Origin of the sequence: Paucihalobacter sp. (genome assembly GCF_036825875.1) — a bacterium.
In the GTDB taxonomy this organism is placed as follows: domain Bacteria; phylum Bacteroidota; class Bacteroidia; order Flavobacteriales; family Flavobacteriaceae; genus Paucihalobacter.
In genome coordinates this window covers 1-7358 of the sequence record NZ_DAISXK010000073.1, presented here as the reverse complement: position 1 = coordinate 7358, position 7358 = coordinate 1, and the positions used below count along the sequence as shown (strand labels likewise).

General features: G+C 35.4%; 8 protein-coding genes. 4 read left to right on the top strand and 4 right to left on the bottom strand.

Annotated features, from left to right (window positions below; genetic code table 11):
* On the bottom strand, nt 1-1748 hold a 1748-nt coding region (locus tag V7Z48_RS13215; RefSeq protein WP_334114077.1), incomplete at its 3' end, for a dipeptidyl-peptidase 3 family protein.
* Between the two features lie 166 nt (nt 1749-1914).
* Between V7Z48_RS13215 and crcB the strand changes: the two genes are divergently transcribed.
* Nucleotides 1915-2280, top strand: a complete 366-nt coding sequence (gene crcB / locus V7Z48_RS13210; protein ID WP_334114076.1) for a fluoride efflux transporter CrcB — start codon at nt 1915-1917, stop codon at nt 2278-2280.
* On the opposite strand, the gene V7Z48_RS13205 is transcribed toward crcB, so the two are convergent.
* Entirely contained in the window at nt 2281-2886 is a 606-nt protein-coding gene (locus tag V7Z48_RS13205) for a DUF1684 domain-containing protein (protein ID WP_334114074.1), read from the bottom strand.
* A gap of 238 nt (nt 2887-3124) precedes the next feature.
* On the opposite strand from V7Z48_RS13205, the gene V7Z48_RS13200 reads away from it, so the two are divergent.
* Both V7Z48_RS13200 and V7Z48_RS13195 read left to right on the top strand, forming a co-directional pair.
* Nucleotides 3125-4333, top strand: coding sequence for an MFS transporter (locus tag V7Z48_RS13200; protein ID WP_334114073.1), 1209 nt, complete (start codon nt 3125-3127; stop codon nt 4331-4333).
* Nucleotides 4333-5289, top strand: coding sequence for a YpdA family putative bacillithiol disulfide reductase (locus V7Z48_RS13195; RefSeq protein ID WP_334114072.1), 957 nt, complete (start codon nt 4333-4335; stop codon nt 5287-5289). The genes V7Z48_RS13200 and V7Z48_RS13195 overlap by 1 nt, the downstream gene beginning before the upstream one ends.
* 356 nt (nt 5290-5645) lie before the next feature.
* Here V7Z48_RS13195 and V7Z48_RS13190 read toward each other — a convergent pair whose 3' ends face one another.
* Nucleotides 5646-6083, bottom strand: coding sequence for an Lrp/AsnC family transcriptional regulator (locus V7Z48_RS13190; protein ID WP_334114070.1), 438 nt, complete (start codon nt 6081-6083; stop codon nt 5646-5648).
* A 190-nt stretch (nt 6084-6273) separates the two neighbouring features.
* Here V7Z48_RS13190 and V7Z48_RS13185 point away from each other — a divergent pair, with 190 nt between their 5' ends.
* Nucleotides 6274-6600, top strand: coding sequence for a hypothetical protein (locus tag V7Z48_RS13185; protein WP_334114069.1), 327 nt, complete (start codon nt 6274-6276; stop codon nt 6598-6600).
* Between the two features lie 16 nt (nt 6601-6616).
* On the opposite strand, the gene V7Z48_RS13180 is transcribed toward V7Z48_RS13185, so the two are convergent.
* Entirely contained in the window at nt 6617-6760 is a 144-nt protein-coding gene (locus V7Z48_RS13180) for a hypothetical protein (RefSeq protein ID WP_334114068.1), read from the bottom strand.
* Between the last annotated feature and the right edge of the window lie 598 nt (nt 6761-7358).

Genomic DNA, 7358 nt, shown 5'->3' with positions numbered 1-7358 from the left:
CCAAACAAATCGCGTAGTTTTTCGTAATCGTTGATATTAAAATAGGTTTTTCCATCTCTGCTTACTTTTTCTATAACATTGTTGGCCATGCCTTTCTCGTAAACCCAAGCACTCACCCACTGACGGTTACGCATATGTGCTTGTTCAACATCATCGCCTAAATTAAGACGTATTAACTGCAACATCAGTCCGTTTCGGATATAACTATCGTATGCGGCCATTCCATTTTTCTTCCAATCGTCAACCAATCCCAATTCTTGTAGTTTTGGTTGGTACGAATAATACAATCCTACCAAATCGGCTCTACCTTCTTCTAAAGTTGAGGCATAGTTTTTTAATGTTTCTTTAGTTTCACCAACACCAGGGTTTAATTGACCGGAAGCATGACCAATCACTTCATGTAAGGCTGTGTGTAGCTTACTACTAATTTGTCCGTATTCTTCTTCTAACTGAAATTCTTCTTCGTCATGCACAAATTCCTTCAATCTTCCGGTACTACCGGCATTGTTGTGGGCTTCAATAATGTTTCCTAAAGAGACCGATTTACTCCCAACAGCCGCGCGTATCCAATTGGCATTGGGAAGATTTACACCAATGGGTGTAACTGGTGAGGCATCGCCAGCTTCACCTGCAACATTCACTACTTTATAGGAAACGCCGACAACGTTTTTCTTTTTATGTTCGTCCATTAAAGGCGAATTATCTTCAAACCATTGTGCATTTTCCGAAAGCACAGCCATTTTTGCCGACATGTCAAAATCATTAATCTGAACAATACTTTCATAAGAGCCTCTGTAGCCAACCGGATCGTTATAAACCTCAATAAAGCTATTTATGTAATCTATATCGCCATCGGTGGCAGCAGTCCAAGCCACATTGTAATCATCCCAAATTTGCAAATCTCCTGTTTTATAATATTCTATTAATAAACCAAGTGCGTCGCCTTGGGCCTTATTCTCGGCAACACTTTTGGCAAGTTCAAGCCACTTTACTACTTCGTCAATAGCCGAACCGTAGAGTCCACCTGACTTGTATACGCGTTCTCTTAAAACACCATTTTCCCTTACTAGTTGAGAATTTAGTCCAAAAGATAGAGGCTTGGTTGGATCGGGTGATTTCATTTTAGCGTAGAAAGATTCTACATCGGCATTGGTAACATTCGGACCATAAAAATTAACAGCGGAAAGAGCAACGTTGTCAACATCTTTCGATTGGTTTACCTTCTTAGCATCTTTAGCATTGAAAATAACCTCGAAAGCTTCACCTTCCAAATTAGCGTTTGTTGCAGCTAATAATTCCTTTAAATAATCTTCCGAAAATTCTGGTTTCAGCTTATCGCTTGAATAATGGTGATGAATGCCATTGCTAAACCAAACACGCTTTAAATAGACTTCAAAGGCTATCCAGTCGTCAGTTGTTTTATCGCCTACATAATTGGTATATATCCACTCTAAGGCTTTTCTTATTTTTAAATTATGTCGGTAGTTTTGATCCCACATCATATCGCGTCCTGCTAAACCAGCTTCGGTTAAATAATACACGAGTTTTTGCTGGTCAAGACTCAGATTTTCCCAACCTGGTATTTGATAACGCAAAACTCTGATGTCGGCAAATTGTTCAACATTATAATCAAAAGTTGAAGTGTTTTCGGTTTCATTTGAAGCTACTGGAACTTCAGTTGATTCATTTTTGCAAGCCAGAGCGAAAAAGGCCAAGGCAACTGCCAAAATTGCATGTTTTAATTTCATAAAAGTTAGTTTTTAATTAGTCTAACAAAGTTACATTTTTTTTCTGCGATTGCTCTTATTACCATATCGCAAAGATTTCATGGCCAATGATTATTCCGTAATATTTTTTACTGAAAGAAATAAATTTATTAAATGATTATATTTACCCCAATCATAACATCGAAGAATGAAACAAGTCTTACTGGTTTTTTTAGGTGGAGGCATTGGAAGCGCACTGCGTTTTTTGATGTCGAAATGGCTCAATAATAATTCTTATAATTTACCGTTTGGCACCTTTACAGTCAATCTTATAGGCAGTTTGCTTATCGGGATTTTAATTGGTTTGGCATCGCGCAACAACCTGCTATCAAATAATCAAACTTTGTTACTTGTTACAGGGTTTTGTGGTGGCTTTACAACTTTTTCGGCCTTTGCTTTTGAAAATTACAGCTTCTTAAAATCGGTCGACATCAGTAGCTTTCTAATCTATACTTTAGGCAGTATTATACTTGGGATAATTGCTGTATTTCTTGGTTTTTTCTTGGTGAAATAATTACTTTTTAATGTAATTTTTCATACCAGCTTTCACATCTGAATCTAGATAATTGACTCTTGGCACTATCGGACAAGAATACTTAACATTATAAACACACAATGGATTATAAGCCTTGTTGAAATCGATAAGAATACTATCTGATTCTGGAATTCTCAAATCGATGTATCTTCCACCACCGTAAGATTCGTTACCATTGGTGTCATCAAAAAATGGCAGAAATAAATAATCGATATATTCAGGATCTTCCAAGTTTTCCTTGCCTTGATAGACATTAAGCTGATATGATTGTCCGTTTAAAGTGAAACTTACAATGCCATAAACACGCTCTTCAGAAAGTCTATCGGTGGTGGTTTTCATTTTAAAGAAAGGCGTGTCTGGTGTTACCTTAAGTTTCGCCGAAACAATATAAGTGCTATCAAAAGGAAAAAAGTCCAATGATCTAAACGATTTTCGGTCCTTGTTCGTAAGTGGAGATTTTGAGGCATCTTTAAAGTCGGCATTTTGCTGACGCTGCCATTCTGTATCGCCCAGAATGGGTTGTTTCTTAGGTTCACAACTTAGTAAAACCACGACAATTAATAATAAAATTTGAACATTTCGCATTACTATTAAATTTTCAATTCAAAAATACAACATACAAATATTTTACATAGCTTTGATTCAAAATTAAAACATGTATTCGAACAGCTTTTCTATAACGCAAAAATGCAATACCTCCATATTGGAGGCCTATTGTTTTAAGCTGAACTGAAAGAGTTGATATCATAAATTATATCCTAAGTCCAGCATTAAGTCTGGACTTTTTTAGTACCGTACAATCAAATTTGTTTTTTTCAACCTCATGAAAGTCCTATTTAAAAATTACATTAATACATTTGGCGGCCTTTCAAAAGAGGTTTGGTGGCTAGCGCTTATTACTTTTATCAATCGCGCTGGTACTATGGTGATTCCGTTTTTAAGTTTGTACCTCACCACCAGTTTAGATTTCACCCTTAAAGACGTGGGCTGGATCATGACCTGTTTCGGGTTAGGTTCAATCGTAGGCTCTTATTTAGGAGGCAAACTTACTGATGAAATTGGTTATTACAAAGTAATGGTTTTTAGTCTTTTTAGCACTGGAATCTTATTTATTGCCTTACAATTCATTGACAGTTTTGCTGGATTTTGTATAGGAATTTTTGTGGTAATGCTGGTGGCAGATATGTTTAGACCCGCCATGTTTGTAGCCTTAAGCGTCTATAGCAAACCAGAAAACAAAACGCGGTCGGTAACCTTAATAAGGCTGGCAATTAATTTAGGCTTTTCGGCTGGTCCTGCAGTTGGGGGACTTATTATTACCACCATTAGTTATGTAGGATTATTTTGGGTAGATGGCATTACCTGTATATTGGCGACTGGTGTCCTTTTTTTGGTGCTTAATCCTAAAAAAGCGAAACCTATAGATACCCAAGTTGTGGAAAATCCAATGTCAGTATTCAGCGATAAATCTTATTTTATTTTCTTAGGTGCCATGGCCTTATTTGGGGTTGTGTTTTTGCAATATTTTTCAACAATGCCACTTTTTTATAAAGAAGTAATTTCACTTTCTGAATTAGAAATAGGACTACTTTTGGGGTTCAATGGGTTTTTAATTTTTGTTTTCGAAATGCCACTCATCAAATGGCTCGAAAACTCTAAATATAGCATTAGTGGACTAATGCTTTTCGGTTCTTTATTAACAGGATTAAGTTTTGTAGTTTTGTTGTTTAGCAGTTGGATTGGCATTATTATTCTCGGCATTTTGCTAATGACTTTAGGTGAAATGATTGCGTTTCCGTTTTCCAACGCCTATGCTATGAAACAATCCAGACGCGGTAAACAAGGCCAATATATGGCATTTTACACCATAGCCTTTTCCATATCGCATGTGTTTGGTCACAATCTGGGATTGCAGATGGTAAATTGGATGGGTTTTGATTTTACTTGGGTTGTAATGGCTAGTTTAGCTGGAATTAGTGTGTTTTTATTGTTCATTTTGAAAAAACACTCTACGATACATAAAAATTTGTAATGCAAAAAGATATCATTATTGTTGGCGGCGGACCTATTGGCATAGCCTGCGCCTTAGAATGCAAAAAGAAGAATTGGAATTACGTGGTTATAGAAAAAGGCGCGCTAACAAATTCTATTTATAACTATCCGCGCAACATGACTTTTTTTTCTACTTCGGAAAAATTAGAGCTAGATAACATTCCATTTATCAGTAATAACCCCAAACCCAATCGCGATGAAGCTTTAGAGTACTATCGACGCGTGGTAACTTCGAATTCCCTAAACGTTAATTTATATGAAACCGTTCAGCAGATTGAAAAAATAGAAGAAAATTTTGTGGTGAAAACAGATAAATATGAGTACACTTCAAAAAAAGTAATTATTGCTAGTGGTTTTTATGATATCCCAAAACTGCTTGACGTTCAAGGCGAAGACTTACCTAAGGTCAAACACTATTACAATGAAGCACATCCGTATGTGATGCAAAATGTGGTGGTGGTAGGCGCCAGTAATTCAGCTGTAGATGCTGCTTTAGAAATTTGGCGCAAAGGTGGTCACGTAACCATGATAGTTAGAAGTGAACAAATTGGCGAACGCGTTAAATATTGGGTTCGACCTGATATTATCAACCGCATTAAAGAAGGTAGTATAAAAGCTTTTTTTGACGCAAATATCACCGAAATAACAGAAACAACTGTAACCTTCGCTTCACCTGAAGGCTCGCAAACCATTGCTAACGATTTTGTGGTGGCGTTAACAGGTTACTTACCCAATTTTAAATTCTTAGAAAGTTTGGGAGTTACAACCTCTAATGATGCTTTAAAAATTCCAACCTACAATCCAGACACTATGGAAACCAATGTAAAAGGACTCTATCTGGCAGGTGTTATTTGTGGTGGTTTCGAAACCCATAAATGGTTTATAGAAAATTCTAGAGTTCATGCTAAAATGATTGCAGCGCATATTAAATTGTAATAGTTGTGCCGGCTACAACGTAAAAGGTATAACAAATAAAAAGTGTAAAAACGAAACAGCTGATTTAAAAATCGGTTTGGCTTACATTAATTAGCACATTGACTGTTAGAGTCCATTTAATGTTATCTATGGTCTATTGGTTACTGCTATTTTTAAATTACCTTTTATAGTTTAAATATATTCTGTCACTATCTCATGCATTATCCATGCCTTTGATAGGGCTTTGATAGGGCTTTGACTTGAATGAAATAATTTTAAAAACCTTTTCGAAGAACAAAAATTAGCTATAGATGAAACGTCATCTTAATTTATTAAATAATATAGCTGAATACCTTAAAAACTATAATTACAAGAGACTATCTCACTGGTTTTATTTCATTATTTTTCACCACCTGCGACAATACAATTTGTGTTTTACTTTCGCCATAAACAATCAATTGATCGATAAATGTTTCTAGATGCTTTTGATTTTTTAACACCACTTCCATCACAATATTTTCATTGCCGGTGATCCGATAACAATTGATGACCTCATTGTATGTCTTTACTTTTTCAAGGAATGGTTTTAGCATACCCATAAAAGCACGCAAAGTAATGATGGCCTTTAGTTGGTAACCAACTTCAAAAGGTGATACAGCCGTTTGGTAGGCCAATATAACACCTGCATCTTCCATTTTTTTTATCCTCTCCGCCACAGCTGGCGAACTAATACCAACTTGCCTACCGATCGCTGCATTAGTCTGTCTAGCATTACTTTGCAGGCATTTTAAAATATGTTGATTAATTGCGTCCATTAATTTAGGTGAATTTTTAACATTACAACCTTAATATTTGATGTAAATATATTAATTTACTTTAATATCTAAAGTTAGAAATAGAATCTTGTGCTTAATTTTGATGAAAATTGTTATCGTAATGGCTTATCATATCCCAAAACATCTGGCCGACCTACCTATCTACCACAAAGCGGAAGAGATATTTGTATTGTCACGCAGTATAGCCTCTTATTTACATCAAGATTTATGCGGATTGAAGCCTGACGGCTCCGAAGATAATAATATTTATTTTTCAGGAGATATTATCCAACAATCAGAATCCTTAGTGCCGGAAATTCTAAAAGCAGAACAAGAGCGGCATACGGATAACAAACACAAACACATCCACGCCTTAAATCGGTTAACACAGACCCTCTACAGGAACTGCAGACGCCTTGAACGCAGCCATAGTGATGGTAAAGATTTTATTCCCATTTTGCGTAGGGAACTTAAAAACTTTAAGCGGTTGCAGCGCAGCTGGATGCTCAGTTTATAATAGAAATTAAATTCTTTTAGCTAGCAAATTTTTCCACAGGTAAAGTTGGAATTATATAGCTATCTGCTTCAAAATACTTTTCAGATTTAATGATATTAAGTAGCCAATCTAAATGGTTTTCAGACTGTCTTTTAAATGGGTAGTTAAGTGTAGCTTCCATAATGTCAATAGTTTTAATAGGTTAAACATTACTTGTATTTTTTGGAGACAGGGTAAAATTATACTTAGAGCGACCATCTAAGTTTTTTTTTAAGAAAATATTTGTTAAAGAGATTCAAAAATCCTTTGATTGGAATGTTGATGCAGAAAATATAGCCAAAGTGCAAGCTAAGAATTCAATTAATTGATTGTTAAGATTTTATTATTTTGTCATGGGAAATAATTTTTGTAACGGGTCTTATTTTTTTCGATGAAATTTGGGGCTTAGCAAAAAAGACTTAAGTATGTTTTGCTATTAAAAACTTTGTAATTATTTGTGCAAATCGTATCATTCAGGATTGCAATACATCGCGTCTAATTAGTTTGTAAAAGATATAAACAAAAAAAACGCTCAAGCAAGCTTGGCCATTATTATTAAGTTGTTATAATTACAATCACGAATAGGATTTGCCTCGCTCATCCTGACAAAGCTACGCTTTGAAAATAGTTCAAATAAAAAAACGCTCAAGCAAGCTTGGCGTTTTTTTATTTGAACTATTTATTGGTGACCTCGACTGGATTCAAACCAGTAACCTCTTGAGCCGTAATCAAGTGCGCTA